The sequence below is a fragment of the Xanthomonas fragariae genome, from assembly GCF_017603965.1.
GTDB classification, from domain to species: Bacteria; Pseudomonadota; Gammaproteobacteria; order Xanthomonadales; family Xanthomonadaceae; genus Xanthomonas; species Xanthomonas fragariae_A.
In genome coordinates this window covers 2,797,296-2,823,391 of record NZ_CP071955.1, presented here as the reverse complement: position 1 = coordinate 2,823,391, position 26,096 = coordinate 2,797,296, and the positions used below count along the sequence as shown (strand labels likewise).

Sequence of the window (26,096 nt, the reverse complement as noted above, 5' to 3'; positions counted from 1 at the left end):
TCCTAGCAGGGCAGCGGACCGCTGCCCTCGTTGTTGTCCCGGCCCAGTTCATCGACCCAGCGCAACACCACCGCAACCGTTTCGAACAGCGATTCGGGGATAGCGTCGCCCAGATCGACCTGATGCAGTGCACGCGCCAGCGGCGGATTCGCAATGATCGGAATGCCATGATTGTGGGCAAATGCACGCAGCTCCAACGCACCGTCGTCCACGCCCTTGGCGACCACCTGCGGCAAGCCGAAGTCGTCCGGCTCGTAAGCGAGTGCGACCGCGTAATGGGTCGGGTTGACCACCATGACCTTGGCCTTGGCGACGCGCTCGCGCGGGTCGCCGAAGACCAGTTCTTTGCCGAACTCCTTGCGCTTTTCCTTCACGTCCGGATCGCCTTCGCTTTCCTTGTGTTCGCGCTTCTGCTCGTCTTTGCTCATGCGTTTTTCGCGAATGAACAGCCAGTACTGGAGACTCCAATCTGCTGCGCCGACCAGTACAAACACCAGCACTGCCAGGGCACACAGCGTGCCCAGCGTACGCCAGCCGATCTGGGCGATGTCAGGCGTCGGCTCATAGGCAAGGCCTATGATCATCGGCATCAGCGCGCGAATGCCGTACCACAGCACCACGCCGATCAGGACAGCCTTGACGCCCAGTTTGAGCAGGTCGATCAAACTTCTTAACGAAAAAAGCTTCTTGACGCCGTTCACGGGATTGAGCGAATCGAACTTGGGCGTGACCGGTTTGAGAGAGGCATTCAGCCCGGTCTGTAGGAACGTTCCGATCAATCCGGCTACCAGGCAGGCGGCTACGAAGGGCAGCGTCAGCCACAGTCCCTGGATGCCGATTCGGCCGAGTGCGCGGTTCAAGGCGGTGGCATCGCGCGTATTGGTATTGATATCGAAACCGATCGACATCAGTGCACGCAAGTGCTCGACTAAGTAGCTGCCCGCCAGTTTCATTACCAAAAGTGTGGCCAGCAGCACCGCAGCGGCAGTGACGTCCGGGCTGATTGCCATTTCCCCATCCTTGCGCGCATCCTCCAGTTTTTTTTCGGTCGGTTGCTCGGTCTTCTCATCCGACATTGACGATCTCCGGCCGCTGTTACTGCGCTTTCGAGTGTGGCTGACCTGCCGCCAGACGATCTGCCTCCAAGGCGAATCTGTGCGTGGGTGTGCGAAGGCGGATGCGTTTGTTCGCGATGGCGTTAGGGTATTCGCTTCTGAAAGGTTCTCGTTTGCGTGGACGCGTAGCGTTATGCATGCGTGCTGTCCACAGCCATTGAATGACGAGAGGTGCGGTATGGAAAAGATTGAGTGCCCTGGTGAAGTTGTGAATGGGCTGATCGAGCTGATCACGGTAGCGCTTACGCACGAAAAACTCGAAGAGGGCGCAGCGGTGCTGGCCGCAGTGCGGGTGCTGCGGCCAGATCTGAAGGCGCTGAATACTTTTGATGCCTGGATTGCGATCAAGCGCGGCAGTTATCTGGAGGGAGCGCGCTTGTTGCGTGAACTTGAAGGCGATGCGAGCTCCAAGCCTTTGTGCAAGGCCTTGTATGCGTGTTGTTTGTTTGCGCTGGGCGACCCGTCGTGGCACGGCGTTGTAGAGAGTGTGATCGAAGAGGACGCCGACGCCGACGCGGTTAGTCTGGTCAAGGCGCTGTCAGGACGCTATACCCCGACACCCGGACAGGTCGAATCGGCGGTAGAATCCGCCGCGCCGATGGAAGTTCCCAACGCACAGTATCTGCGCGCCTGAGCCAGAGCCAGACCCCACCCAGCCTGCGGAGCATGTCATGACGCTCGTTCCTCCTGTCCCACCGATCACTGCCAGTACTAGTCTTTCAACGCAGGCGGTGTCGCCGATGGCAGCGCCTAACCAAGCGCTGGTCAACCGTTTCCAGGCGCTGATGCAGTCGTCCAGCCCGCTGCCTCCTACCATGCAGCGTGTGGGAGAACCGAGCATGGTGAGTCGGCTGGTCGACGTGCAGGACAATGGGGTGCGCACCATGACCGAGCATATCGATGCATTCAGCATGCAGGCGCCGACCATGGGGATGCAGGAAATGGTGTCGCAACAAATGAAGTTGATGAACGAGATGACCATGGTCGGTTTCAACCTCAATGTCAGTGTTGGTGTGGCGCAGTCGGGCAAGAGTGCCGTGCAGACGCTGTTCAAGAACCAATAGCATGCGAAGACTCAGGTTTCTTCTGGTGCTGGTGCTTGCAATGCTGCTGTCGGCCTGCGGTCAGCAGCTGTATTCGGGACTGACCGAGAACGACGCGGACGATATGCTGGCTGTCCTGTTGCATGCCGGTGTGGATGCGGAAAAGGTCACCCCCGACGACGGCAAAACCTGGGCGATCAACGCGCCGCACGATCAGATTTCTTATTCGTTGGACGTGCTGCGCGCCCATGGCATGCCACGTGAGCGCCACGCCAATCTCGGCGAGATGTTCAAGAAGGACGGCCTGATCTCCACACCCACCGAAGAACGCGTGCGGTTCATCTATGGCGTGTCGCAGCAGCTATCGCATACCTTGTCGAATATCGATGGAGTGATCGCCGCCGATGTGGAGATCGTGCTTCCCAACAACGACCCGCTAGCGACATCGGTCAAACCTTCCAGCGCTGCGGTGTTCATCAAGTTTCGCGTCGGCAGCGATCTGACCAGCTTGGTGCCCAGCATCAAGACGCTGGTGATGCACAGCGTGGAAGGGCTGACCTATGAAAATGTCAGTGTCACGCTGGTGCCAGGCGGTGTGGAGAGCGATGCGCAATTATCTGCATCGGCCCCTCCGCGCGCCTGGGCGTGGCCGTGGCTGGCCGGATGCGTGCTGGCGCTGTGCGTAGCGGTTGGTGCGGCAGCGCTGTATTGGTGGCCGACGGCCGATGCGCGCCGCTGGGGCGGCTGGCACCGACTGCGCGAGTTGACCAGAAAAAATGCTGAGTGAGATCGTCGGATGGATAACGCACGGATCGACAACGCAGCGATGTGGATTCAACGATGGACGGCGACCGTGGCTGCCTTGGCGCAATCGCTAGATGCCGACCGGGTGGCACATTGGCTTGGCCCGGTCGCATCGATGGGCTGGGAACAGGCGTCTGCGCAGCGTCGTTTGCGTGTGATTCAGGTCTGGTCGGGATGGTCTAGCATGAAGTTGTCTGCGTTCGATTCGCTGGCCAACCGACTGGTCGTGCTGGCGCCCGAATTGTTCGCCAAGGTGCTGATGAGCCGCGCGCTGTTTTCGCGCTCACTTGCGATGCGCCGCTGCATCGAGCGCGAGCGTCTGGACTGGTTCGAGCAGCGGGTGGGGCCGGCGGTGCTTGAGTATTTGCGCCATCGTGCAGTCACCGGCATGACAGAGCCTCTGTTGCCGCGGGATGCAAGTCAGGCGGCATGGATCGGCGATGGCTGGCGTCGATTGGCGGCCGATGGTGCCTGGCCCGACCCCTGCGTCGCCAAGGTGGTGGCGCTGTGTTTGCCGTTGGGCGCTGCCCGAGTGGCGCCTATCGCTGCAGATGGCGCAAGCGATGCCTTCCTGCATGCGCTTCCCAATCTGTTGCCGGAGCTGTCATGCGCGTTTGGCTGAGGTCCACACCTGAAGCAGTTGGCCTGGACTGCGACGTCATCCCACGCGAGGCACTTGCCTCTGTGCTGGCACTGGATGCAGCAGCTGTGGAGGTGCAGGCGCGTTGCGCGCAGACGCTGACGGATGCCCAGGCGCGTGCACGGGCCATGCTCGACGACGCGCAACAGCAGGCCGAGGCGATCCTCAAAACCGCTCAGGGCAAGGCGGAGCGCAGCGCACGCTTGGGCTATGCAGCCGGGCTGCGTCGTCAGCTCGATGAATGGAACGAGCGCGGCGTGCGCCATGCCTTCGCAACCGATGCCGCCGCGAAGCGCGCACGCGAGCGCTTGGCCGAGATCGTGGCGCGCGCTTGCGAACAGGTCGTCCACGGGCATGATCCCGCTGCGCTGTACGCGCGCGCTGCACAAGCCCTGGACGGCGCCCTGGACGAGGCGAAAGCCTTGCGGGTGAGCGTGCATCCCGAGGCGGTGGACGACGCCCGGCGCGCCTTCGATGCAGCGGCGGCGGAAGCGGGCTGGGCCATGCCGGTGGAACTGTGTGGCGACGCCAGTCTGGTCTTGGGCGCCTGCGTGTGCGAATGGGATACCGGCGTGTTCGAGGCCGATCTGCGCGATCAGCTGCGTAGCATCCGGCGAGTCATTCGCCGCGTCCTGACCATGCCGCAGGCGGTGCCGGATGCTTTCTGAGATGCCGCGGCTGGAGACCACGCTCGAGCGCGAATTGGCCACGCTCGCCTTCGGGCGTCGTTACGGCAAGGTCGTCGAAGTGATCGGCACCATGCTCAAGGTCGCCGGTGTACAGGTCAGTCTTGGCGAGGTGTGCGAGTTGCGCCAGCGCGATGGCACGCTGTTGCAGCGAGCCGAGGTGGTGGGCTTCAGTCGCAATCTAGCCTTGCTGGCGCCGTTCGGCGAGCTGCTCGGGTTGTCGCGCGAGACGCGCGTGGTCGGACTGGGGCGGCCGTTGGCCGTGCCGGTCGGATCTGAGCTGCTGGGACGCGTGCTCGATGGTCTGGGCGAGCCGGCGGACGGGCAGGGTCCTGTCGCCTGCGACGGCTGGGTACAGATCCAGGCGCAGGCGCCCGATCCGATGCGTCGCCGGCTGATCGAACAGCCCATGCCGACCGGCGTGCGCATCGTCGACGGCTTGATGACGCTGGGCGAAGGCCAGCGTATGGGCATCTTCGCCGCAGCCGGCGTCGGCAAGAGTACCTTGATGGGGATGTTCGCGCGCGGCACGCAGTGCGACGTCAACGTGATCGTACTGATCGGCGAGCGCGGGCGCGAAGTGCGCGAGTTCATCGAGATGATTCTTGGCGAAGACGGTCTGGCGCGCAGTGTGGTGGTGTGCGCGACTTCGGATCGCTCATCCATTGAACGCGCCAAGGCCGCCTATGTCGGCACCGCCATCGCCGAGTATTTTCGCGACAAGGGTATGCGCGTTCTGCTGATGATGGACTCGCTGACGCGCTTTGCCCGCGCACAGCGCGAGATCGGTCTGGCCGCCGGCGAGCCACCCACACGTCGCGGCTTTCCGCCGTCGGTGTTTGCCGAGTTGCCACGGCTGCTGGAACGTGCCGGGATGGGCGAGACGGGCTCGATCACCGCGTTTTACACCGTGCTGGCCGAAGACGACACCGGCAGCGATCCGATCGCCGAAGAAGTGCGCGGTATCCTGGATGGGCATCTGATTCTTTCGCGCGAGATCGCTGCCAAAAACCAGTACCCCGCAATCGACGTGTTGGGAAGCCTGAGCCGGGTGATGAGCCAGATCGTGTCTCCCCAGCAACGCGAGTATGCCGGCCAGCTGCGGCGTTTGCTGGCCAAGCATAATGAGGTGGAGACTTTGCTGCAGGTCGGTGAATACCGCGAGGGCAGCGATGCGGTCGCCGACGAGGCGATCGCCAGGATCGATGCGATTCGCGACTTCCTCAGCCAGTCCACCGATCAGCTCAGCGACTATGACACCACTTTGGAACAGCTAGCCTGCGTGATCGACGATGCTTGAGCGTGCCAGCACATGGACGACCTTGCAGCAATTGAAGACGCGGCGCTGCCAGCGTTTGCAGGACCGTTTGGGCGAATGTAAGCGTGCGGTGGAGCAGTGCGACCGCGAGCTCGCCAGTTGCAGTCAAGAGGCCGACGCCTGTACCACGCGTCTGGCCGCGTTTGACGCTGCGCTAGTCGACAAGGCCGGCGTGGGTGATCCGATCGGCATCGACGCGATCTTGCAGCACCAAGGCTTTCGCGCGGTGCTGGACGAGCGCTGCCGTGCTGCGGAGCAAGCGCTAGCGATGGCCGGGCAGTCGTTGCAGAGCGCACGCGATGAGGCCGCATCTGTGCAACAAAAATTGAGCAAGTTGCAGGCGCAGGCGGATGTGTATGCAGAAAAAGCAGCCAGTGCGCGCCGTGCCTGGCAAGCACAACGCGAAGCGGCGGAGGAAGAAGACGCGATCGAAGCGTTGGTCTCGCGGCGCTTGCACCGTGCTGCGCGCGGAATGGGGCAATGAACGACACCGCCACGGCCCTGCTAGCGCTTTCATCGCAAGGCGTGTCGCTGCTGACACTGCTGGCGCTATGCGGGGTGCGCGTCTTCGTGATGTTCTCCGTGCTGCCGGCAACGGCGCAGGACAGTCTTTCAGGAATGGCGCGCAATGGGGTGATTTATGTGCTGAGTTCGTTCATCGCGTATGGACAACCGGCCGATGCACTGGCCAGGATCGAAGCAACCGGCTTGGTCGGTGTGGTGTTCAAGGAAGCCTTTATCGGCCTGCTAATCGGGTTTGCCGCATCGACGGTGTTCTGGGTTGCCGAAAGCGTAGGCCTGCTGATCGACGATGTGGCCGGTTACAACAATGTCCAGATGACCAATCCGCTGAGCGGTGAGCAGAGCACGCCAGTCTCCACAGTGTTGACGCAGTTGGCGATCGTGACCTTCTATGCGCTGGGCGGCATGCTGATGTTGCTTGGCGCGCTGTTCGAATCGTTTCGTTGGTGGCCGCTTAGCCAGCCCGCCCCGGACATGGGAGCGATCGCCGAGTCCTTCGTCGTCCAGCAGACCGACGGCATGATGGCTGCAATCGTCAAACTGTCCGCACCAGTGATGTTGGTGCTGGTGCTGGTGGACTTGGCCATCGGCTTTGTGGCACGCGCAGCCGAGAAGTTGGAACCCTCGAATCTGAGTCAACCGATCCGTGGGGTGCTGGCGCTGCTGCTGCTTACCTTGCTCACCAGTGTTTTTATTGCACAGTCCGGTGAAGCACTCAGCTTCCTCCACTTCCAGCAGCAGTTGTACGATGCCGCAAACGCCGGCGGCAAGGGAGGCGCATCGCATTGATCTTTGTTGAGACATGACCAGCCTTGCGGTGCCTACACTGATCGCATGAGCTCCGATGTGCTGCCTAACGCTGTGGTCCGCAGCTCGGCACCATCCGGCGCGCAATCCCCGGCCGGCCCCTGCATTCCAGGTGCCGGTCTATCTATCTATTTTCTTTCACTGCCTCGCAGAGGGAATGCAATGGCATACGCCTGTCCTCCAGTTCACCGCCATCGACGCGCGCCGTTAGGCGCTGCCTTGCTGCTTAGCCTGCTGCAGATGATGCCGTCGCACGCCAATGCCGCGCCGGTGCCGTGGCACTCGCGCACCTTCAAATACGTTGCCGACCACAAGGATCTCAAGGAAGTGCTGCGCGATCTGTCCGCCAGCCAATCCATCACCACCTGGATTTCACCGGAGGTGACTGGCACGCTCAGCGGCAAGTTTGAGGCCACGCCGCAGAGATTTCTTGACGATCTATCTGGAACATTCGGCTTCGTCTGGTACTACGACGGTGCCGTGCTCAGAATTTGGGGCGCGAACGAGTCCAAAAATGCGACCTTAAGTTTAGGCGCCGCATCGACGAGTGCGTTGCGCGATGCGCTTGCGCGCATGCGGCTGGAAGATCCGCGCTTTCCGATCCGCTACGACGAGGCTGCGCACGTGGCGGTGGTGTCCGGCCCGCCGGGCTATGTGGATACCGTTACAGCGATCGCCAAGCAGGTCGAGCAGGGCGCGCGCCAACGCGACGCTACCGAAGTGCAGGTGTTTCAGCTGCATTATGCGCAGGCGGCCGACCACACCACCCGCATCGGTGGGCAGGACATCCAGATCCCGGGCATGGCCAGCTTGTTGCGTGGCATTTACGGCGTGCGTGGCGCGTCAACTGCGGCGCTGCCAGGGCCGGGCGCTAATTTCGGGCGAGTCCAACCGGTCGGCGGTGGCTCGTCCAATACCTTCGGCAACGCTGCTCAAGGCCTGAGTGGCGGTGGCGGCAGCAGCGGCATCCTTGGGTTGCCTGCGTCGTGGTTCGGCGGTGGAGCGCCGTCGGATCGGGCTCCGGTCAGTCCGCCCTTGCCGGGCAGTGGCACCAATGCGCCGGCCAGCGTGTGGCCGGAGATGAGCCAGGCCCACCGCGATGCGCCGCTGACGGTGGACGCAGGCAGCGGCGGCGAGCTGGCGTCCGACGCGCCGGTGATCGAAGCCGACCCCCGCACCAACGCCATCCTCATTCGCGACCGCCCGGAGCGGATGGCCGCCTACACCAGTTTGATCCAGCAGCTCGACAACCGCCCCAAGCTGCTGCAGATTGATGCGACCATCATCGAGATCCGCGATGGCGCTATGCAGGATCTCGGCGTCGACTGGCGTTTCCACAGCCGGCGTGTGGATGTGCAGACCGGCGACGGGCGTGGCAATCAGCTGGGCTATGACGGCGTGCTGAGCGGTGCGGCTGCTGCAGGTGCCACCGCTCCGTTGGGAGGTACGTTGACGGCTGTTCTGGGAGACGCTGGACGTTACCTGATGACACGTGTGTCGGCGCTCGAGCAGACCAATAAGGCCAAGATCGTGTCCACCCCGCAGGTTGCGACGCTGGACAACGTGGAAGCGGTGATGGATCACAAGCAACAGGCATTCGTGCGTGTCAGCGGTTATGCGTCCGCAGACCTCTACAACCTGTCTGCAGGCGTGTCGCTACGCGTATTGCCGAGTGTGGTGCCGGGGTCTCCAAACGGACAGATGCGGCTGGATGTGCGTATCGAAGACGGGCAGTTGGGCACCGATACAGTCGACGGTATTCCCGTCATCACTTCCAGCGAAATTACCACGCAGGCGTTCGTCAACGAAGGCCAGAGTCTGCTGATTGCCGGTTATGCTTCCGATACCGATCAGACGGATTTGAACAAGGTTCCCGGCCTCTCCAAGATTCCTCTGGTCGGCAACCTGTTTAAGCATCGCCAGAAGAGCGGGTCGCGGTTGCAGCGGTTGTTCTTGCTGACGCCGCATATCGTCTCGCCCTGAGCAAAGCTACGGGCGCAAAACAACTCTGTAAGAGCGGCTAACAAAACGACTTGTTAGCCGCTCTAAAACATTCAAGCTGCCGCAGGTGGCGGCAGCCTGAATGCTTCGGTCGATCAAGCTTGGCCGGTGACGGTAGACAGGTTGGAATTGAAACTGCTGCCAAAACTACCGTTGCCCGCGCTACCGGCGCCGTTTTGACCCTGCATCAGCTGAGTAATAATCCCCATCAGCAGCTGCGTCAACGGCGACATAGCCTGGCTGCCCTGCTGTCCTCCGTTGCCTCCAGAGCCCTGACTCGTTTCATTGCCCTGCTCGCTGCCCTGGCTCTGCTGCATTAGCATCATGATTAACATGGCGAGCAACTGATCCAGTTGCTGCTCGGAGCCAGCCGAAGAAGGGTTCTGATTGGCGGTGTCGTGTTGCTGCGGCCCGATGCCATTCGTCTGAAAGTTGCTGACACTCGAAAATTTATTTCCGATAGATGAGTCCATGGTGATTCCCGTCTCATGTAGTTGAAATGAATAAATATCGGATTGCCGGTAAGCTGCATCGGCAAAATCGGAGCGGGGGCGCTTTGCCGCCCCCGACTGCAAAGTAGAAGAGACAACGCCGGTGCGCATGCCAGGATGCGAAAGCACGCTTTTACTTGCGAACTTGATTGCGAGAAATGCCTGGGACCCTGCAAAAATCGTGGTGTTGCAGCGACGCGCCCCATGATTTCGTTTGCGTCGTAGGCGTTTCGTTCGCCTTGATCCACGCGTGTAAACAGCACGGTTATAGTTTGGCAATCGAGCGGGCGTTGGATGATCAGGTGCTGCGTGCCACGCCGCTTAACCTTGCTGAATCAATAACGATTAGGTAACAGATATGATAGCTACCGATGCGCTGGCGACGTGTCCGTCTATGCAAGCCGCAGGTCTTTGGAGTCCACAGCGTTGGGCTACATTTTCCAGAATGATGCGGGCAGGCGAATGGTGGCGCGCGCGCGATCCCCGGCACAATGCCGCCCCTCGCCGACGCGGGTTGATTGCGGTGGCTTTGCTGTGCGCCTCACCGCTCGCACGCGCAGACTGCTTTGAAGAAGCAGCCGGCTATCAACATGTCAATCCGTGGGTTCTACGCGCCATTGCGTGGCAGGAATCACGCGGCCGTGCCGACGCAATCCATCGCAACAACAACGGCACCATTGACTATGGAAAGATGCAGATCAATTCAATCCACCTGCGGCGTCTTTCCAGTTACGGCATTTCCAGTGACGCCTTGATGCAGCCTTGCGTCAGCGTTTATGTGGCCGCTTGGCGGCTGCGTGAGATGACCAATAAATACGGCAATACCTGGGCCGCCGTCGGCGCCTATCATTCCGAAACGCCTGCGGAGCGCGAAAAATATGCGCGTGCCATTCACGGAATTCTGATCAAGCGTGGTGTGGTCGTCGAATGATGCAGCAGCAGCGTGTGTCATGCAGAGCCCGTCATGCACAAACTGCGATACACAATGCGTAGTACAAAGTACTCGCGCCGCCAGCGCGATGCCCGGCATAGCCGCACGCGACGCTAACACCGTGTGGTTTGGTCGCCGCGATTGCGGCGCTTAGCCAGACTGATAAAACGTAGCGAGCAATCGTCAGGCTGGCGCGGCCGGTGCTCGGAATCGGCATGTATCGCTCTTACACTGCGGTTCCTACCCGCCAATCTGGCGACTGCTCGCTACGTTTTGTTAGCAACTCTTACTCGCTCTGCGAAGAAGGCCCGCGTTGTCGCGCTTCGGCTTTGCGTACTCCAGCCTCGGACTGCCAGGTGGCGCCGATGGTCTTGTATTGCACGCCGGCGACAACGCCGGATACCGTATTGGACAGCAACGCGCTGCGTATGGGCGATAACCCCAGCCACGCACCAATCATGTTGACGGTGGTCCCGAGTGCGATATTTGAGTTGAGTGCAGCGGTCTGTGCGATCGACTGATCCATGACCCGCTCGTAGTCCTCGCGCTTGCCCTTCAATGCAGGGTTTCAGAATTGCTGTGTCCCCGCTTCGTCGGCTTCGTGCCGGGTAACGTTGAGCCAATCCAGCGTTTCCATGCCGACATTCAATGCAGTGATCACCGCTGATTGACGCAAGATCACATCGGTCGCTTGGTCTTTGGTGAAAGACGAGTTCAGGCTGGCCCGGCCCAGAGTTGCCCGGCCCCTCTGCACAGTCAGGCGATGCAAGCTCATGCGCTGCCAGGTTGGTCAGTACGTTGGCCATGCCATAGAACCTTCCGGCGCTGGTGATACGCGGATCGCTGATGCCGCCATTGGTGGAGCCGTGCATTCCTAACCATGCGAAATGTCGCCTGGATGGTGTCGCGCGCCGCGACATAGGCTCCGATCTTCAGATCGGTGACCAGCAGCCTGGCGGCTATCTTCGGTTGGCCCGATGCCCTTGCCGACCCCACCCACGATGATGTTGCTCAGGATGCCGCCCAGCGCGAGCCTCGTGAGCAGATCCGAATACTGTTTCTGTTCTGCTTTCTTGTGATTGCGTTCGTCGTCGGACAGCGCATCCCACTGTTCGCGACTGAGATTGTGGAAGCCTCGCGCAGCCGCGTTGGGATTGCGGTTCTTGCGGTTGCTTCGCAGCGTATGCGGCGCCATCTGCAATGTGCCCAACACTGCCTGCATGGCGACGACCGCTTCGTGTGGAAGCTGACCGAGAGCGGCAAACAATCCTTCGCCAAGCAACTCGCGCGAATGTGGTCGGTCCCACGGCGATAGTCTGGTGAACCAGATGCCCCAGCGCTGCACCCAGGTATTGCGTGTCGAAACTGGTCGGGCGCAAGCCACGCGCAGCTGCCGCCACCGCTGTGGCGGTTGGTCCAAGCGCAGTGCGCACGCCACGCGCCGCTCCGGTTCCGATCGATGCGGCCAGCGTTCCCAAGCGCTTGGCGGGTGTCAAAGTGCGAACTACTCAGCGTGCAATCGGAAGTGCTCAGGCGTGCCCTGGCATTTGCGGCCACCTTGTGTGGCATGCATCACCGTCGTTAGCGATCTGAAAATTACATGAAGTAAAAGAACGCAGACGCGTCGTTGCGAAAGGCTGGGGCCGTAAAGGAATGTGGCGTCACATCGAACGGACGACATATGCATGCTGTGCTGCACGTTTTCGTGGTCACGCAAGCATCTGCGCACGCGCCAGGCGCCGCCACACCATGCGTTGCGCGCTCGAGGTTCGGCTGCGTGGATTCGGGTTGCTGTTAGCCACCGCTACCGGCGCTTTGCGCAACCGGTCGCCTCAACGGATTGTCAGTGGCCGGACGTAGGCGGGCATGTTCGGCACTGACGGCTGAACTGGCTTTTGTTGCCAAGTCACAAGCTAGCAGCGATACCGAAACGTAGGCGCGCAACAATCGATGGTGACAAAATCCTCAGATCACAAACCCGATCCTCAGAAGACCAACGACGACATCTTGCGCCGATAGCGGCCGACCAGATCATCGTCTTCGATCACGCGGAACGCATCAATCAAGCTGCGCCGCGGCAGATTGTCGTCGAAGGCGCGGTCCTGCCGCAGCATCTCCAGAAACTGCTCCAGCGCAGCTTCGTCGTTGCCGTCGAGCAGATGGCGCACGCCGAGCAGATGACGCGCACGCAGGTCGGCGCCGTTGGCGGCCACGGCTCCCTGCAGTGCGTCGGCATCGGGTGCGTCTTTGAGCACATTGGCAAAGCTCAAGCGGGCCTTGGCGCGGACTGCGCGGTCGTCGGTGGCTAGGTTGGCGGGCAGGGCGTCGATCAACTGTTCGGCCTCGGCAGTGTCGCCGGTCTTGAGCAGTGCCAGTGCCAGATCCAGCTTGAGTTCGTGCTTGTCCGGCTCGGCAGCGATCGCCTCACGCAGCGCAGCGGCCTGCGCGTGCGGGTCCAGCGGCGCCAGCGGCAGTTCTTCGACCACCTGAGGCTCGACCGGCAGCACGCCGTGCTGGGTCAGGAACTCGCGCACTTGGCCTTCCGGCATCAGGCCCGGGAAACCATCGACCAGTTCGCCGCCCTTGACCAGGAACACCGTCGGCACCGACCGGATTTGGAACGCCGCAGCGATCTGCTGCTCTTTGTCCACATCGACCTTGGCAAGCTCGAACGCACCGTTGTAGTCGGCGGCGAGCTTTTCCAGGATCGGCGTCAGCGATTTACACGGGCCGCACCAAGTGGCCCAGAAATCCACCAGCACTGGTGTCGTCAACGATTTCTGCAGGACCCCGGTCTCGAAGGTGTCGGTGGTGGCATCGAATACGTGCGGCTTGTCGGACATGAGCTTCCTGAAAAGATGGCGGCAACAGTGCGACTGTAATGGTGGCAAACCCGGCCGACACAAGGTTTGGTCGAGATGAGGCCATCTGGCGCAGACCGGCGATCACCAGATCGGCCGCGACCAGCCTGGGGGTTCTCGCCATGCCCGCCCGGCACGACAATGCCGCGTTCTGGTGGTGCACCACGCGCCCCCGCGTTGGAGCAACGCAATGGCAATTACAGCAAGTATAGAAGGCGTACAGCGCTACCTGGGCCTGATCGCAGCGACTGTCTTCGTGCTGGCGGTCGCTGGTTTTGGCGCCACGCTACCCAGCTATCTACAAGCTAGCCACCCGGTTGCGCTGTTGGGCGCCAATGGCGTGCCGCATGCGCTGGGCTTCAACCTGCTCGCGTTCGTGCTGGTCGGTGCGCTCGGGATGGCCACCGGGATCAGCCTGCTGGCGCGCATGCCAGCCAAATCCGGCTGGTGCCTGCGCGTGGGCGGTCAATTGATCGTGCTGGCCGGTCTTGCCTTCCTCGGCATGGGCGTGCTGCCGCTGGATCCCACCGACCTGGATGGCCGTGCCAGTCAAGCCCATGCCTCCGCCTGGTTGCTGTGGGCGGTGGCGTTCGTGCCCGGCATGCTGCTGATCGCCGCTGCGTTGCTCAACCATCCAGGTATGCGCGGGTTGACTTGGCTGAGTCTGGGAGCCGGGCTGCTGGTGGCTGTGCTGGCGTTCGGCCCGCCGGGGCCGCTGGGCCAGGCAATCGCCCAGCGTTTGGCGTTCCTGGCCTGGGTGGGCTGGTTGGCAGTGGCTGCCTGGGTCTGGCCGGCAAAGCCCGCCGCCTGAAGACGGTTTGGAGCACCTGCTGCACTGCGGTACTCTGTACCGCTTTGCACCGCCCGAGCATCCGCTCCAACCAATGTCCACCGTCGAACCGAACGTCTACGACCCGCAGCAGGTCGAAACCTCCGCCCAGCAGTTCTGGGATGCCACCCGCGCTTTTCAGGTCGACGAAACGTCGGACAAACCGAAGTTCTATTGCCTGTCGATGCTGCCGTACCCGTCCGGTGCGCTGCACATGGGCCATGTGCGCAATTACACCATCTCCGATGTGGTCAGCCGCTACAAGCGCATGACCGGCCACAACGTGATGCAGCCGATGGGCTGGGATGCGTTCGGTTTGCCGGCGGAAAATGCCGCGATCAAGAACAAGACCGCGCCGGCCAAGTGGACTTACTCCAACATCGAGCACATGCGCGGGCAGCTGAAGTCGCTGGGCTATGCGATCGATTGGTCGCGCGAGTTCGCCACCTGCACGCCGGACTATTATTTGCACGAGCAGCGCATGTTCACCCGGCTGATGCGCAAGGGTTTGGCCTATCGCCGCAATGCGGTGGTGAACTGGGACCCGATCGATCAGACCGTGCTGGCCAACGAGCAGGTCATCGACGGCCGCGGTTGGCGTTCCGGCGCATTAGTCGAAAAACGCGAGATTCCGCAGTGGTTTCTGCGCATCACCGATTACGCGCAGGAACTGCTCGACGGCCTGGATCAACTGGACGGCTGGCCGGATTCGGTCAAGACCATGCAGCGCAACTGGATCGGCCGCTCGGAAGGGCTGGAAATCCGGTTCGACGTGCGCGATACCAACGGTGCACCGCTCGACTCGCTGCACGTGTTCACCACCCGTCCGGACACGCTGATGGGCGTGACCTTCGTTTCGATCGCCGCCGAGCATCCGCTGGCGCTGCACGCGGCCAGGTCCAACTCGGAGCTGGCTGCGCTGCTGGAAACGCTCAAGCACGGCGGCGTCTCCGAAGCCGAGTTGGAAACCCAGGAAAAACGCGGCATGGCCACCGGCCTGACCGCAGTGCATCCGATCAGCGGCGAACAGGTGCCTGTGTGGGTGGCCAACTTCGTGCTGATGGGCTACGGCACCGGCGCTGTGATGGCGGTGCCCGGCCACGACCAGCGCGATTTCGAATTCGCCAACAAGTACGGCCTGCCGATCGTGCAGGTAGTCAGGCTGCGCGAGCCGCGCACCGAAGACCAACAGAGCTGGGACGCTACCCAATGGCGCGACTGGTATAGCGACAAGAGCCGCGAGCTGGAGCTGATCAATTCGGCCGAGTTCGACGGCCTGGATTTCGGTGGCGCCTTTGAAGCATTGGCCGAGCGTTTCGAGCGCAAGGGCCAGGGCCAGCGTCGCGTCAATTACCGCCTGCGCGACTGGGGCGTGAGCCGCCAGCGTTACTGGGGTTGTCCGATTCCTGCGGTCTATTGCGCCAAATGCGGCGCGGTGCCGGTGCCGGAAGATCAGCTGCCGGTGGTGCTGCCGGAAAACGTGGAGTTTGCCGGCACCGGTTCGCCGATCAAGACCGATCCGCGCTGGCGCCAGACCACCTGCCCGGACTGCGGCGGCCCGGCCGAGCGCGAGACCGACACCTTCGACACCTTCATGGAATCGAGCTGGTACGTTGCTCGCTACACCAGCCCAAACGCACGCGATATGGTCGATCGCCGCGCCAACTACTGGATGCCGGCCGATCTGTACGTGGGCGGCATCGAGCACGCGATCCTGCACCTGATGTACTTCCGTTTCTATCACAAGCTCATGCGCGACGCGCGGCTGGTGGACAGCGACGAGCCGGTGACCAATCTGCTTACCCAGGGCATGGTCATCGCCGACACGTTCTATCGCGATGCCGACAACGGCGGCAAGGAGTGGATCAACCCGGCCGACGTGGAAATCCAGCGCGATGCACGTGGTCGTGTCACCGGCGCGGTGCTGATTGCCGACGGCCAGCCGGTACGCATCGGTGGCACGGAGAAGATGTCCAAATCCAAGAACAACGGCGTGGACCCGCAGTCGATGGTGGCCAAGTACGGCGCCGATACGGTACGGCTGTTCTCGATGTTCGCCGCACCGCCGGAGCAGTCGCTGGAATGGAACGAGGCCGGCGTCGACGGCATGGCGCGCTTCATGCGCCGGCTATGGGTGCAGGTGCATAAGCATGTTGGCCAGGGCACTGCCGTCGCGTTGGACGTGGCCAGCCTGAGCGCCGAACAGAGGGCGATCCGCCGCAAGACCCATGAAACCATCGGCAAGGTCAGCGACGACTATGGTCGCCGCCACAGCTTCAACACTGCCATCGCGGCGGTGATGGAACTGTCCAACGCGCTGGCAAAGTTCGATGACGCCAGCGCGCAGGGCCGCGCGGTGCGCCAGGAAGCGCTGGAAGCGCTGGTGCTGTTGCTCAACCCAATCACCCCGCACGCCAGCCACGCCTTGTGGCAGGTGCTGGGCCGGGGCGAGACGCTGTTAGAAGATGTCGCCTTTCCGCAGGTCGATGCCGCCGCGCTGGCGCGCGATGCGCTGACGTTGGCGGTGCAGATCAACGGCAAGTTGCGCGGCACCATCGAGGTGGCCGCCGACGCCGGCCGCGAGCAGATCGAAGCGCTGGCGCAGGCCGAGCCGAACGCGTCCAAGTTCCTCGAAGGGCTTGCCGTGCGCAAGATCATCATCGTGCCCGGCAGGATCGTGAATATCGTGGCAGGGTGAGTGGTCGTGATTCGGGTGCGCTGCCAAGGCGGGTTCGGGTCGATTGTTCCAGCAGCGCGTGGCGATGCATTCGTCATCCCGGTCGTCGCAGTGTGCTGCGGCGATCTCAAGCCCCGTTCACGCGGTGTCGGGCAGGCTAGCCGCCTGTTGCCGCCGCCGGGGCGCTCATCCAGACTGTGCCCATGATTCGATTTCCTACTGCCTTCGCTGCGTCCCTCGTGCTCGTCTCGAGCCTCACCGCCTGCGGATTCCATTTGCGCAATTCGCTTGCGCTGCCGCCCGATACCCCGGCAGTGAAGGTGCAGTCAGCGGTGCGGTACAGCGAACTGTCAAAGTTGCTGCGGCGTGGCCTCAAGGCCGCGGGCGCCACGCTGGCCGACGAAGATGCCAAGACCGGCTTTGTGCAGGTGCAGGTGTCGTCCGAGCGTTGGGGCGACCTGCCGATCGCCATCGACAGCCAGGGCCGTGCGCAGGAATACAGCCTGCGCTACGCCGCCATTTTCTCCGTTACCACCGCCAACGGTTCGGTGCTGGTGCCGCAGCAGGTGATCGAGCTGTCGCGCGATTACGTGTCGCCGCCGGTAGACGCTACCGGTACCGCGACCGAGCGCGAGATCCTCGCAGACGAATTGCGCAAGGACATGTCCGCCTCGATCCTGCGCCGCATCGATAGCGTGGTGCGTGCGCGTTTGCAGCGCGGCGAAACCCTGGAAAGCACGCCGACCGCGCCGCTGCCACAGGCTCCCACGCCGCAGGTGCAGCCGTCGCCAGCGCCTGAATCGAGCGTGCCGGCCGCGTTGCCGCCTGCGCCGCAGCCGTCGTCGAACAACTGAGCGTCGCGCGCTTTCGCAGTCATGGAACTTCGTCCCGAGCAGCTTGCCGGCCAATCCAACCAGCCGTTGCAGCCGGTCTACCTGATCGCCGGCGCCGAGACGCTGCGCGTGCTGGAAGCGGCCGATGCGGTGCGTGCGCGTGCGCGCGCCGAAGGCATCGGCGAGCGCGAAGTGTTCGATGCCGATGGCCGCGATTTTGACTGGAACCAGCTCGACGCCAGCTTCAACGCGCCCAGCCTGTTCAGCCCGCGCCGTTTGGTGGAAGTGCGCTTGCCCAGCGGCAAACCGGGCAAGGACGGCGCCGAGGTCATCACCCGCTTCTGCGCCAACCCGCCGCCGGACGTGGTGCTGCTGATCACCGCCAACGACTGGAGTAAGGCGCACCAGGGCAAGTGGGCCGACGCGGTCGGCCGCATCGGCACCATTTCGGTGGCCTGGACGATCAAACCGCACGAGTTGCCCGATTGGATCGAGCGCCGCCTGCGCAGCCACGGCCTGCGTGCCGACCCCGACGCGGTGCGACGTTTGAGCGAGCGGGTGGAGGGCAACCTGCTCGCCGCCGCGCAGGAAATCGACAAGCTGGCCCTGCTGGCTGACGGCAAGGTGCTGGATCTGGAAGCGATGGAATCGCTGGTCGCCGATGCCGCTCGCTACGACGTGTTCCGCTTGGCCGAAACCACCTTCTCCGGGCAGCCGGCCGCGGTAATCCGCATGCTCGCCGGCCTGCGTTCCGAAGGCGAAGCGGTGGCTGCGTTGATGCCGATCCTGATCAAGGAACTGCTGCGCACCGCGTCCCTGTCGAAGGTGCAGGCCAACGGCGGCAACCTCGCTGCCGAAATGAAGGCGCAAGGCCTATGGGAATCGCGCCAGGTTCCTTTCAAACGGGCGCTGCAACGCCACCCCGAACCACGCCGCTGGGAACGCTTCGTCGCCGAAGCCTCGCTGATCGACCGCATGGCCAAGGGCCGCGCCGACGGCGATGCCTGGGTAGGCTTGGAACGCTTGTTGGTAGCAGTGGCCGAAGCCCGTGCGGTGAGACTGCTGGCGTGAAAGCCGGGACTGGGGACCGAGGACCTGGAACTCGGAAGAGCGTAGGTCCGATGCAGGCTGCGCATGCTGTTGATGTTTCCGGATCCCCGGTCTCCGGTCCCCGGTCCTGGCTCCACCTTTATTACGGCGGCACCTTCGATCCGATCCACTTGGGCCACCTCGCCATCGCCTGTGCCGCGCGCGACGAACTGGGCGCGGTCGTGCATCTGGTGCCGGCTGCCGACCCGCCGCATCGCCCTGCACCCGGTGCCACCGCCATGCAGCGCGCGCGCATGCTGGAGCTGGCGCTTGCCGATCACTCGGGGCTGGTGCTGGACGGCCGCGAACTCCAACGCGCCACTCAGAGCGGCGCGCCGTCCTACACCGTCGACAGCTTGCGCGAACTGCGCGCCGAACTCGGCCCCACGACACCGATCGCCTGGCTGCTCGGCGCCGACGCGTTCGTTGGGCTGAGCGGTTGGCACCAGTGGGAGGCGCTGTTCGAGTTGGCCCATTTCGTCATCGCCGCACGCCCGGGCACGCCGCTGGACCTGACCGCCGCGCCGCAGTTCGCTGCGGCGTTACAGGGCCGATGGGCCGCCAGCGCGAGTGAGCTGGTCGCCGCGCCGGCCGGCCGCCTTTGGCGATTGCATCAGCCATTACGCGGCGAATCGGCCAGCGCGGTGCGTTCGCGCATTGCCACGGACGGCGTTTGGCAGGCGCTGGTATCGCCGGCAGTAGCGGCATTTATCGTGCATGAAGGCCTCTACGGCATCGCCCGTCAGGCTAGCTGAACACGTATCCGCCCGGACCGGCCTATAATTCACACCAACTCCATCGAGTCGCCCGCTTTGACCACCCAAGCCCAAGTCATCAAGACCTCCATTCCGAATCCGCCGCCGTCCGTACCGGCTCTGTTAGCCAATGTGCGTGAGGCCTTGGAGGAGCTGAAAGCCAAGGACATGGTCGAGATCGATGTGCGTGGCAAGTCCAGCGTCTGCGATTACATGGTGGTCGCGTCGGGCACCTCGACCCGGCACGTCAAATCGATTGCCGAAGAAGTAGTCAAGTTCGCCAAGCGTCTGGACGTGATGCCGCTGGGTGTGGAAGGCGAGCGCGAAGCCGAATGGGTGCTGGTCGATCTGGGCGATGTGGTGGTGCATGTGATGCTGCCGCGCGTGCGCGAGTTCTATGCGCTGGAGCGTCTGTGGACCGTTGGCGATCAGCGTCCGGACGACGAGCTAGCCGATCCGAAGAGTGACTGACTCAGGCATGCCCAGCAAAGCCCGCACCTCGGCCGATGCGCCTGCCTCACAAGCGATACAGCAGCTGCGCAGCCAGCCTGCGCAAACGTCCGGCGCGCCGCTGTCGCCAGCACGCAAGCGCTTCGACCGATTACTGCGCGACCTGGAGAGGCATCGTGCCGAATTGCAGGACTGGCAAGTAGCGCTCTCGCACTGGCGCGAGCGTTATCACTCTGAATTGCAGCCCTTGCTCGACCAACGGCGTGCGGCCGATATCGCGCTGGTCGAAGCGCTCGACCGTGCGCATGCCACAGTCAAACTGGGCAAGGCCGATCGCAAGTTTCTGTCCGAGTTGCTGTGCGATATCGCCGGCCCGCTGATCGAGTCCGGACACGAGGCGCTGCGACCCATTTACGATCGCCACAGCGCAGTGGGGTACGACCAGGAAGTTTCCGAATCCGATGCGCTGATGAAGCAGATTCTCGGCCAGGCTTACGGACTGGATGCGGATGAGCTGGACGGCATCGACTCGCCCGAGGAGCTTTACGAACGCGTCAGCGAGCGCTTGGAGCAGGAACGCGCGCAGCAACAGCAACGCCACGCGCAACGTCGCAAGCGTGCCGCAAAAAAAGCGATTGTTGAGAATGCCGAACCGCCACCACTGCGCGAGTTGTATCGCAAGCTGGCCGGCAATCTGCATCCGGATCGCGCCAAGAACGAGCAGGAACAAGCCTCGCGCACCATCCTCATGCAGCGGCTCAATGCCGCTTACAAATCCGGCGATTTGTTGGGATTGCTTGAGCTGCAGGCCGAGATCGGCCTACTGGATGCGCAGGGCGTGGATGCGATGAGCGCGGCGCGGCTGCAGGACTACAACCGCGAGCTGGATCGGCAGTGCAAGGAGTTGCAACAGCAGATATTGCAGCAGGCTTATAACTTTTGCGCCGAATATAGTCTTGACCTGCCATCGCGACCCAAACCTGCGCGGCTGAGCCGTTTGATGGCGCAACTCAAGCGCGAGATCGAAGACGATCTGATGGACGCGCGCATGGGCCTGCGTGAGCTGACCGATCCGCAATCGCTCAAGCACTGGTTGAAGCTGCAACGCGTCATGTCGAGCATGCCCGACGCGCCCTGGCTCTGAGTGCGGTTGTCGCGCTGGAGGCGGTATGCCTGTTGGCGAACGAGGGTGTTATGCGATGTCTCCGTCGGACACGGTGTTCTTACTACCTACATGCCGCACTCGGCTATTCGCCTTGCCTCGCTGCGCCCACCTGCCAGCAACGCATTGCCCGCTCGCAGCGTTCTGCCCGTCAACGGTTCAACGCTGCCGGGCAGAGACTGGATCCGTCCGGCAGGCATTGGCCTCTTCCACCTGCTCACAATTGCTGCTTGCTAGTCCGACCTGTACAAAGGCCTGCGTTCCAACGGCCCGGTACGCTAGCGTGATGCTTGGCGTCTGGATATTGACGAACAACATGCGCGCCAATGAGTCCTAGCACGTGCCGCAGAACTCGGTATCGCGCTAATCGCCCTCGGTAATGGTCTTGCCGGTATCAGCGATCTGCTGCAAGGTGAGTTGCATGTGGTTCTTGGCCAGATAGAACGATTCGCCGCTCCGCGTCAGCCCGAGCAGGCGTGCGCCGGGGCCATATTCGTTCGGACTTTCGCCACCGTCCTCTTGCAGCGCCACGTCACCGCGTGCGTTGATGGCGACATTGTCGGGATTGTGCGCCGCCAACTGATTGCCGTTGACGAACAGCACGCTCAAGCGCTGCGTAACAGATCCAGCACCCATAGCGCACCGTTGCCGTTGCCGCTGCGGCCTTGCGCATCTACGCCGGGCGCTGGTGTCAACGATGAACAGCTTGCCGTGGCTTTACCAGATGCCTTCGCTGCGGCTCATGCGCAGTGCGCCATCGCGGCTGCAGCAATGGCAGCCCTGTGCTCTGATCGGCAACCGGCGCCAGCCTGGGTCTGACGCGATTGCAACCCGCTCAAGCTGCCAAGTGCCCCGCCGGCCATGATGGTGGCGCTGCCATTGAGAACCTGGTGTCGAGCGGGATCGAAAATCGGCCTCGAACGACTCCCCTGCGGACTGGCTGGTTTGCCGACGCTGGAAACCCGCTGCAATCGCGCCATGACACCGGTGTTATCGACGGGGTTCCGCTGCCCAAGCTGTGACGCGGATATCATGTGGCCATGAAATGCCGACTCATCGCTATCGGCGAGCGCGCACCGGCCTGGGTGGCGCAGGGTTTTGCCGAATATCAAAAACGCCTCTCGCACTGGATGCCGCTGGAGCTGGTCGAAATCGAACCCGGCCTGCGCGGCAAGGGCCGCGACGCGCAACGCGCCATCGACGACGAAGGCAGCCGCGTACTCGCAGCATTGCCCAAGAACGCCCATGTGGTTGCACTCGATGTGCCGGGCCGCCCGCTCAGTTCCGAACAACTCGCCCAGCGCATGGAGCATTGGCGGGGCCAGGGCCGCGATCTGGCATTCCTGATCGGTGGCCCGGAAGGCCACGCCGCCGATGTGCTGAAAAGCGCTAGCGAAAGCTGGTCGATCGGCCCGCTGACCCTGCCGCATATGCTGGTGCGCTTGATCGTCGCCGAGCAGCTGTATCGCGCCGCTGCGATGCTGGCCAATCATCCGTATCACCGCGCGTGAGTCGCATGCGCGGTGTCGGTTTTTTCTAATGGCTGGCAAAGTGGATCATTTGCAAAGTGGTGTCGAGCTTACGCTCGCAGTTTTTCCATAGTCTTCCTGTTCTCCTCCAAACAGGCAAAATTGCGCTCAACGATCCAGCGCTTGGGCATGACTTTGAAGGTATGCAGTTCGCTGCGCTTGGCGCGACGCCCCCCCTCAACTGTGAGTAGTAGTAGTCACGTTTGGAGTCCAATTGCCTAACTCAAGGAGATTGGACGTGAAAAAGCGGTTTTCCGAAGAATAGATCATTGGCTTCCTGCGCGAGGCCGAAGCTGGTGTTGCCATTAACCTGTGCCGGCGACATGGCTTCAGTGAGGCCTCGTAACTCCTTGTGGCACAGCAAGTTCGGCGGGATAAGCATGCCCGATGCCACGTGGCTCAACGATCTTGAAGCAGATAACACCCGGCTAAACGCTCGCCTAAGGAAGCTGTTAGCCGAGCGACTGCCCCGCGAGAGGGCAGTCTGGAATGCCGGCAAGACGCAATCGATCCGCTCAACCGATCCGCTCAACGCCCCAGTTCGAACGTCACATTCAGGTTAATCGACAGGGTGCTTTCGCCCGGGGCGACCGGGGTGTCCATCTCGGCCTTGGCCGAGCGCATCGAGGTGGACATCATCATCGGGCGCACGCCGCCGCCGCGGCCTTCGGAGATGCTGACGATGCGGCGCACCTTCAGGCCGAGCGACTTGGCGTAGGTTTCGGCGCGGGCCTGAGCCTTCTCCACGGCGGCTACGCGTGCTTCGTCATAAGCCGGTTCGGGTTGGTCGATCGAAAAGCTGGGGCCGTTGATGTCGTTGGCGCCCTGGGCGACCAGGGCGTCGAGCACCTTGCCCAGACGCGCAATGTCGCGCACCTTGAGGTTGACTGTGTTGCTGGCCTGGTAGCCGTTGATCTTGGGCGCTTCTTTTTCTTTGTATGTGTACTGCGGGCTGAGGTTGATGCCGCTGGTCTGCACGTCCTTGTCGGCAATGCCGGCGGCCTTCACCGCGGCCATGACCTTGCTCATCTGTTCGGCGTTCTGGCGCATGGCGGCGTTGCCGTCGGCAGCCTGGGTGACTACGCCGGCAGACAGCGTGGCGATGTCCGGTATGCGCTTGGCTTCCGCCTCGGCCGACACGTTGAGCAGGGTGCCGTCGTTGGAAATGGTGTGGCTTGAGTCGGTCTGGGCGTGGGCGTTCATGGCGGTTCCGGCAGCGATGGACAGGGCCAGCAACAACGGCTTGAGGGTGGTACGCATGAGATCTCCTTGTCTGAGCTGCGAGCGTGTTGGGATGTCGATGAATATGTTGTGAGTCGAACGCAACCACAGCGCAACCATGGCCATCGGCGGCAACGCGTGCGTGCGCAAAGCAAGCGGGGGAGTACAGCCAACAGGTATGCTGGAGGGATGCTCTATCTCGCTTCCCGTTCGCCGCGTCGACAAGAACTCCTGCAACGCCTGGATGTGCCATTTCAAACGTTGGAACTGGACGTGCCCGAGTTGCGCGCGCCCGGCGAATCGCCCGAACAGTACGTGCAGCGCGTTGCGCTGGACAAGGCGCGCGCCGGCCTGGCGCTAGTGCAGGCGACCGACCCCGATGCGATCGTGTTGGGTTCCGATACCGAGGTCGTCCTGGGCGAGCGGGTGTTCGGCAAGCCCGTCGATGTCGACGATGCGATCGCCATGCTGTGCGAGTTGTCCGGGCGCACCCACCAGGTGCTCACGGCAGTGGTTCTAGTCTGCGTACAGCGCGCGCCGGCGCGGGCCTTGGTGGTGTCGGAAGTCGCCTTCGACACGCTCGATGCCGCGCAGATCGCCGCTTATGCGGCCTGTGGCGAGCCGATGGGCAAGGCCGGCGCGTATGCGATCCAGGGACGCGCCGAACGATTCATCCGCCATCTGTCCGGGAGCTATTCCGGCGTGATGGGGTTGCCGCTGTTTCACACCTCGCAGTTGCTCACAGCCTTCGGAGCGCATTGATGTCGGAAGAGATTTTGGTCAACGTCACCCCGCGCGAAACCCGTGTGGCGGTGATCGAGAACGGCATGCTGCAGGAGCTGCATATCGAGCGCGGTTGGCGCCGCGGAGTGGTCGGCAATATCTACAAGGGCAAGGTGCAGCGGGTGATGCCCGGCATGCAGGCGGCGTTTGTCGAAGTGGGGCTGGAGCGCGCGGCGTTCCTGCACGCCAACGACGTGATTCGTCCCGCGCCAGCGCCTGCCAGCGTGGTCGATACCGAAGAAACCCCGATCCCGCCGCCGCCGGTTGCTTCAGTGCCGATCGTCGAGCTGCTGCGCGATGGTCAGGACATCGTGGTGCAGGTGGTCAAGGACCCGATCGGCACCAAGGGCGCGCGCCTGACTACGCAGATCAGCATCCCCTCGCGCTATCTGGTGCTGCTGCCGCAGTCGAAGATCGTCGGGGTATCGGCGCGGATCGAAGACGAAGCCGAGCGGCTGCGCCTGAAGACCATCGTCAGCGAGGTCTCGGCCAAGAATGGTGGCTTTGGCTACATCATTCGCACCAATGCCGAAGGCCAGCCGGCAGAAGCGTTGGCCGAGGACGTCGCGTATCTGTCGCGTGTCTGGAACGTGGTCGAGCGGCGCGGCCGCGAGGCGCCGCCGTGCAGCATCATCTATGAAGACCTGAACCTGCCGCTGCGTGCGGTGCGCGATCTTATCCGCCGCGACGTGGAAAAGATCAAGGTCGACTCCAACGAGACCTTCGTGCAGCTGCAGGCGTTCGTGGCCAAGTACATGCCGGTGCTGGCCGAGCGGCTGGAGCTGTATACCGGCGACCGGCCGATCTTCGATCTGTACGGTGTCGAGGACGAGATCGGGCGCGCGTTGAACAAGCAAGTGCCGCTCAAGTCCGGCGGCTATCTGGTGATCGACCAGACCGAGGCGATGACTACCATCGACGTCAACACCGGCTCGTTCGTCGGCCAGCGCAACCTCGAAGAAACCGTGTTCCGCACCAACCTGGAAGCGGCCCAGGCGGTGGCGCGGCAATTGCGGCTGCGCAACCTGGGCGGCATCATCATCATCGACTTCATCGATATGGTTGACCCCGAGCATCGCCGCCAGGTGCTACGCACGCTAGAAAAAGCGTTGGCGCGCGACCACGCCAAGACCACCGTGTACGAGTTTTCGCCGTTGGGTCTGGTGGAGATGACGCGCAAGCGCACCGTCGAAAGCCTGGAACGGCAGCTGTCGGAAACCTGCGGCCAGTGCGGCGGGCGCGGCACCATCAAGACCGCCGAGACGGTGACCTACGAGATCTTCCGCGAGATCACCCGTGCGGTACGCCAGTTCGATGCGGCGCGGCTGCTCGTGATCGCTTCGTCCAAAGTCGTCGCACGCATCACCGACGAAGAATCGGCGACGGTGGCCGAGCTGGAGGAATTTCTCGGCAAGAGCATCCGCTTCCAGTCCGACGACCAGTATCTGCAGGAGCAGTTCGATGTGGTGTTGTTGTGAGGTGGGGATTTGGGGATCGGTGATTGGGGATGTGTAAAAGCCGGCACCGTCATGATCGGTAGGGAACAAGT

28 protein-coding genes, 1 other RNA gene and 2 pseudogenes are annotated in these 26,096 nt (G+C 62.7%); 23 read left to right on the top strand and 8 right to left on the bottom strand.

Going from position 1 to position 26,096, the window contains the following annotated elements:
* Positions 1-2: 2 nt before the first annotated feature.
* Entirely contained in the window at positions 3-1,076 is a 1,074-nt protein-coding gene (sctU, locus tag J5I97_RS13330) for a type III secretion system export apparatus subunit SctU (protein WP_208587022.1), read from the bottom strand.
* 217 nt (positions 1,077-1,293) lie between these two features.
* Here sctU and J5I97_RS13325 point away from each other — a divergent pair, with 217 nt between their 5' ends.
* The 9 genes from J5I97_RS13325 to sctC all read left to right on the top strand — a co-directional run bounded on the left by J5I97_RS13325 (position 1,294) and on the right by sctC (position 8,918).
* Positions 1,294-1,749 (top strand): HrpB1 family type III secretion system apparatus protein, encoded by a 456-nt coding sequence (locus tag J5I97_RS13325; RefSeq protein ID WP_208587020.1) that lies wholly within the window; start codon positions 1,294-1,296, stop codon positions 1,747-1,749.
* A gap of 37 nt (positions 1,750-1,786) precedes the next feature.
* Positions 1,787-2,179 (top strand): type III secretion protein HrpB2, encoded by a 393-nt coding sequence (locus tag J5I97_RS13320; protein WP_208587018.1) that lies wholly within the window; start codon positions 1,787-1,789, stop codon positions 2,177-2,179.
* 1 nt (position 2,180) lies between these two features.
* Entirely contained in the window at positions 2,181-2,945 is a 765-nt protein-coding gene (gene sctJ / locus J5I97_RS13315) for a type III secretion system inner membrane ring lipoprotein SctJ (RefSeq protein WP_208587016.1), read from the top strand.
* A gap of 9 nt (positions 2,946-2,954) precedes the next feature.
* On the top strand, positions 2,955-3,584 hold the full coding sequence (locus tag J5I97_RS13310; protein WP_208587014.1) for a type III secretion protein HrpB4: 630 nt from the start codon (positions 2,955-2,957) through the stop codon (positions 3,582-3,584).
* The gene (gene sctL / locus J5I97_RS13305) at positions 3,569-4,270 is read left to right on the top strand and encodes a type III secretion system stator protein SctL (protein WP_208587012.1); all 702 of its coding nucleotides are present in this window, start codon (positions 3,569-3,571) and stop codon (positions 4,268-4,270) included. The genes J5I97_RS13310 and sctL overlap by 16 nt, the downstream gene beginning before the upstream one ends.
* Entirely contained in the window at positions 4,260-5,588 is a 1,329-nt protein-coding gene (gene sctN / locus J5I97_RS13300; protein ID WP_208587010.1) for a type III secretion system ATPase SctN, read from the top strand. Before sctL ends, sctN begins: the two co-directional genes overlap by 11 nt.
* Positions 5,581-6,090, top strand: coding sequence for a type III secretion protein HrpB7 (locus tag J5I97_RS13295; RefSeq protein ID WP_208587008.1), 510 nt, complete (start codon positions 5,581-5,583; stop codon positions 6,088-6,090). The genes sctN and J5I97_RS13295 overlap by 8 nt, the downstream gene beginning before the upstream one ends.
* Complete coding sequence (gene sctT, locus J5I97_RS13290) at positions 6,087-6,917, top strand: type III secretion system export apparatus subunit SctT (protein WP_208587006.1); 831 nt, start codon at positions 6,087-6,089, stop codon at positions 6,915-6,917. Before J5I97_RS13295 ends, sctT begins: the two co-directional genes overlap by 4 nt.
* A 180-nt stretch (positions 6,918-7,097) precedes the next feature.
* Positions 7,098-8,918 carry a type III secretion system outer membrane ring subunit SctC gene (gene sctC / locus J5I97_RS13285; protein ID WP_208587005.1) on the top strand — a complete coding sequence of 607 codons (1,821 nt, stop codon included), beginning with the start codon at positions 7,098-7,100 and terminating at the stop codon, positions 8,916-8,918.
* Between the two features lie 113 nt (positions 8,919-9,031).
* On the opposite strand, the gene xopA is transcribed toward sctC, so the two are convergent.
* A complete protein-coding gene (gene xopA, locus J5I97_RS13280; protein WP_238135529.1) occupies positions 9,032-9,538 on the bottom strand; it encodes a XopA/Hpa1 family type III secretion system protein in 507 nt (168 codons plus the stop codon).
* A 283-nt stretch (positions 9,539-9,821) separates the two neighbouring features.
* Here xopA and J5I97_RS13275 point away from each other — a divergent pair, with 283 nt between their 5' ends.
* The gene (locus J5I97_RS13275; protein WP_371885800.1) at positions 9,822-10,358 is read left to right on the top strand and encodes a lytic transglycosylase domain-containing protein; all 537 of its coding nucleotides are present in this window, start codon (positions 9,822-9,824) and stop codon (positions 10,356-10,358) included.
* A 215-nt stretch (positions 10,359-10,573) separates the two neighbouring features.
* Positions 10,574-10,640, top strand: a non-coding RNA gene (locus tag J5I97_RS13270) — sX9 sRNA.
* Between the two features lie 4 nt (positions 10,641-10,644).
* On the opposite strand, the gene J5I97_RS20620 is transcribed toward J5I97_RS13270, so the two are convergent.
* Complete coding sequence (locus J5I97_RS20620; protein WP_371885797.1) at positions 10,645-10,884, bottom strand: hypothetical protein; 240 nt, start codon at positions 10,882-10,884, stop codon at positions 10,645-10,647.
* A 42-nt stretch (positions 10,885-10,926) separates the two neighbouring features.
* On the bottom strand, positions 10,927-11,133 hold the full coding sequence (locus tag J5I97_RS20615; RefSeq protein WP_371885798.1) for a hypothetical protein: 207 nt from the start codon (positions 11,131-11,133) through the stop codon (positions 10,927-10,929).
* 165 nt (positions 11,134-11,298) lie between these two features.
* Between J5I97_RS20615 and J5I97_RS20610 the strand changes: the two genes are divergently transcribed.
* Positions 11,299-11,673 (top strand): hypothetical protein, encoded by a 375-nt coding sequence (locus tag J5I97_RS20610; protein ID WP_371885799.1) that lies wholly within the window; start codon positions 11,299-11,301, stop codon positions 11,671-11,673.
* Positions 11,674-12,343: 670 nt separating this feature from the next.
* Here the strand turns inward: J5I97_RS20610 and trxA are convergent.
* Positions 12,344-13,201: a thioredoxin gene (gene trxA / locus J5I97_RS13260; protein ID WP_208587004.1), complete on the bottom strand. Its 858-nt coding sequence runs from the start codon at positions 13,199-13,201 to the stop codon at positions 12,344-12,346.
* Positions 13,202-13,409: 208 nt separating this feature from the next.
* On the opposite strand from trxA, the gene J5I97_RS13255 reads away from it, so the two are divergent.
* The 7 genes from J5I97_RS13255 (at position 13,410) to J5I97_RS13225 (ending at position 20,996) form a co-directional block, all read left to right on the top strand.
* Positions 13,410-14,030 (top strand): DUF998 domain-containing protein, encoded by a 621-nt coding sequence (locus J5I97_RS13255; protein ID WP_208587003.1) that lies wholly within the window; start codon positions 13,410-13,412, stop codon positions 14,028-14,030.
* A 73-nt stretch (positions 14,031-14,103) separates the two neighbouring features.
* Positions 14,104-16,746 carry a leucine--tRNA ligase gene (gene leuS, locus J5I97_RS13250; RefSeq protein WP_208587002.1) on the top strand — a complete coding sequence of 881 codons (2,643 nt, stop codon included), beginning with the start codon at positions 14,104-14,106 and terminating at the stop codon, positions 16,744-16,746.
* Positions 16,747-16,928: 182 nt separating this feature from the next.
* The gene (gene lptE / locus J5I97_RS13245) at positions 16,929-17,579 is read left to right on the top strand and encodes an LPS assembly lipoprotein LptE (RefSeq protein WP_208587001.1); all 651 of its coding nucleotides are present in this window, start codon (positions 16,929-16,931) and stop codon (positions 17,577-17,579) included.
* A gap of 21 nt (positions 17,580-17,600) precedes the next feature.
* Positions 17,601-18,629, top strand: a complete 1,029-nt coding sequence (gene holA / locus J5I97_RS13240) for a DNA polymerase III subunit delta (RefSeq protein WP_208587000.1) — start codon at positions 17,601-17,603, stop codon at positions 18,627-18,629.
* A gap of 50 nt (positions 18,630-18,679) precedes the next feature.
* Positions 18,680-19,402: a nicotinate-nucleotide adenylyltransferase gene (gene nadD, locus J5I97_RS13235; RefSeq protein ID WP_208586998.1), complete on the top strand. Its 723-nt coding sequence runs from the start codon at positions 18,680-18,682 to the stop codon at positions 19,400-19,402.
* A 57-nt stretch (positions 19,403-19,459) separates the two neighbouring features.
* A complete protein-coding gene (gene rsfS, locus J5I97_RS13230) occupies positions 19,460-19,873 on the top strand; it encodes a ribosome silencing factor (RefSeq protein WP_208586997.1) in 414 nt (137 codons plus the stop codon).
* A gap of 7 nt (positions 19,874-19,880) precedes the next feature.
* Positions 19,881-20,996 carry a J domain-containing protein gene (locus J5I97_RS13225; protein WP_208586995.1) on the top strand — a complete coding sequence of 372 codons (1,116 nt, stop codon included), beginning with the start codon at positions 19,881-19,883 and terminating at the stop codon, positions 20,994-20,996.
* Between the two features lie 381 nt (positions 20,997-21,377).
* Here the strand turns inward: J5I97_RS13225 and J5I97_RS20410 are convergent, their stop codons facing one another.
* The gene (locus J5I97_RS20410; RefSeq protein WP_301951928.1) at positions 21,378-21,650 is read right to left on the bottom strand and encodes an alkaline phosphatase PhoX; all 273 of its coding nucleotides are present in this window, start codon (positions 21,648-21,650) and stop codon (positions 21,378-21,380) included.
* A 404-nt stretch (positions 21,651-22,054) separates the two neighbouring features.
* On the opposite strand from J5I97_RS20410, the gene rlmH reads away from it, so the two are divergent.
* Complete coding sequence (gene rlmH, locus J5I97_RS13215; RefSeq protein ID WP_208586994.1) at positions 22,055-22,525, top strand: 23S rRNA (pseudouridine(1915)-N(3))-methyltransferase RlmH; 471 nt, start codon at positions 22,055-22,057, stop codon at positions 22,523-22,525.
* Between the two features lie 25 nt (positions 22,526-22,550).
* On the opposite strand, the pseudogene J5I97_RS13210 reads toward rlmH, so the two are convergent.
* Positions 22,551-22,707 (bottom strand): annotated as a pseudogene (locus J5I97_RS13210) (IS5/IS1182 family transposase); the annotation flags it as partial.
* Positions 22,708-22,808: 101 nt separating this feature from the next.
* Between J5I97_RS13210 and J5I97_RS13205 the strand changes: the two are divergent.
* Positions 22,809-23,010 (top strand): annotated as a pseudogene (locus J5I97_RS13205) (transposase); the annotation flags it as partial.
* Positions 23,011-23,071: 61 nt separating this feature from the next.
* On the opposite strand, the gene J5I97_RS13200 reads toward J5I97_RS13205, so the two are convergent.
* Positions 23,072-23,803, bottom strand: coding sequence for an SIMPL domain-containing protein (locus J5I97_RS13200; protein WP_208586993.1), 732 nt, complete (start codon positions 23,801-23,803; stop codon positions 23,072-23,074).
* A gap of 150 nt (positions 23,804-23,953) precedes the next feature.
* Between J5I97_RS13200 and J5I97_RS13195 the strand changes: the two genes are divergently transcribed.
* Together J5I97_RS13195 and rng are read left to right on the top strand one after the other, a co-directional pair.
* Entirely contained in the window at positions 23,954-24,526 is a 573-nt protein-coding gene (locus tag J5I97_RS13195; protein ID WP_208586992.1) for a Maf-like protein, read from the top strand.
* Positions 24,526-26,025: a ribonuclease G gene (rng, locus tag J5I97_RS13190; protein ID WP_208586991.1), complete on the top strand. Its 1,500-nt coding sequence runs from the start codon at positions 24,526-24,528 to the stop codon at positions 26,023-26,025. Before J5I97_RS13195 ends, rng begins: the two co-directional genes overlap by 1 nt.
* Positions 26,026-26,096: the final 71 nt, after the last annotated feature.

Coding starts and splice junctions, on each gene's coding strand:
- nadD (WP_208586998.1), top strand. CDS start 18,680: ATGCAGGCTGCGCATGCTGTTGATGTTTCCGGATCCCCGGTCTCCGGT.
- xopA (WP_238135529.1), bottom strand. CDS start 9,538: ATGCGCACCGGCGTTGTCTCTTCTACTTTGCAGTCGGGGGCGGCAAAG.
- J5I97_RS20410 (WP_301951928.1), bottom strand. CDS start 21,650: ATGGGTGCTGGATCTGTTACGCAGCGCTTGAGCGTGCTGTTCGTCAAC.
- trxA (WP_208587004.1), bottom strand. CDS start 13,201: ATGTCCGACAAGCCGCACGTATTCGATGCCACCACCGACACCTTCGAG.
- lptE (WP_208587001.1), top strand. CDS start 16,929: ATGATTCGATTTCCTACTGCCTTCGCTGCGTCCCTCGTGCTCGTCTCG.
- J5I97_RS13320 (WP_208587018.1), top strand. CDS start 1,787: ATGACGCTCGTTCCTCCTGTCCCACCGATCACTGCCAGTACTAGTCTT.
- J5I97_RS13225 (WP_208586995.1), top strand. CDS start 19,881: ATGCCCAGCAAAGCCCGCACCTCGGCCGATGCGCCTGCCTCACAAGCG.
- sctL (WP_208587012.1), top strand. CDS start 3,569: ATGCGCGTTTGGCTGAGGTCCACACCTGAAGCAGTTGGCCTGGACTGC.
- J5I97_RS13310 (WP_208587014.1), top strand. CDS start 2,955: ATGGATAACGCACGGATCGACAACGCAGCGATGTGGATTCAACGATGG.
- J5I97_RS13295 (WP_208587008.1), top strand. CDS start 5,581: ATGCTTGAGCGTGCCAGCACATGGACGACCTTGCAGCAATTGAAGACG.
- J5I97_RS20620 (WP_371885797.1), bottom strand. CDS start 10,884: ATGGATCAGTCGATCGCACAGACCGCTGCACTCAACTCAAATATCGCA.
- J5I97_RS13255 (WP_208587003.1), top strand. CDS start 13,410: ATGGCAATTACAGCAAGTATAGAAGGCGTACAGCGCTACCTGGGCCTG.
- leuS (WP_208587002.1), top strand. CDS start 14,104: ATGTCCACCGTCGAACCGAACGTCTACGACCCGCAGCAGGTCGAAACC.
- J5I97_RS13325 (WP_208587020.1), top strand. CDS start 1,294: ATGGAAAAGATTGAGTGCCCTGGTGAAGTTGTGAATGGGCTGATCGAG.
- sctC (WP_208587005.1), top strand. CDS start 7,098: ATGGCATACGCCTGTCCTCCAGTTCACCGCCATCGACGCGCGCCGTTA.
- sctN (WP_208587010.1), top strand. CDS start 4,260: ATGCTTTCTGAGATGCCGCGGCTGGAGACCACGCTCGAGCGCGAATTG.
- J5I97_RS13195 (WP_208586992.1), top strand. CDS start 23,954: ATGCTCTATCTCGCTTCCCGTTCGCCGCGTCGACAAGAACTCCTGCAA.
- sctT (WP_208587006.1), top strand. CDS start 6,087: ATGAACGACACCGCCACGGCCCTGCTAGCGCTTTCATCGCAAGGCGTG.
- sctJ (WP_208587016.1), top strand. CDS start 2,181: ATGCGAAGACTCAGGTTTCTTCTGGTGCTGGTGCTTGCAATGCTGCTG.
- holA (WP_208587000.1), top strand. CDS start 17,601: ATGGAACTTCGTCCCGAGCAGCTTGCCGGCCAATCCAACCAGCCGTTG.
- rlmH (WP_208586994.1), top strand. CDS start 22,055: ATGAAATGCCGACTCATCGCTATCGGCGAGCGCGCACCGGCCTGGGTG.
- rng (WP_208586991.1), top strand. CDS start 24,526: ATGTCGGAAGAGATTTTGGTCAACGTCACCCCGCGCGAAACCCGTGTG.
- sctU (WP_208587022.1), bottom strand. CDS start 1,076: ATGTCGGATGAGAAGACCGAGCAACCGACCGAAAAAAAACTGGAGGAT.
- J5I97_RS13275 (WP_371885800.1), top strand. CDS start 9,822: ATGCAAGCCGCAGGTCTTTGGAGTCCACAGCGTTGGGCTACATTTTCC.
- J5I97_RS20615 (WP_371885798.1), bottom strand. CDS start 11,133: ATGAGCTTGCATCGCCTGACTGTGCAGAGGGGCCGGGCAACTCTGGGC.
- J5I97_RS13200 (WP_208586993.1), bottom strand. CDS start 23,803: ATGCGTACCACCCTCAAGCCGTTGTTGCTGGCCCTGTCCATCGCTGCC.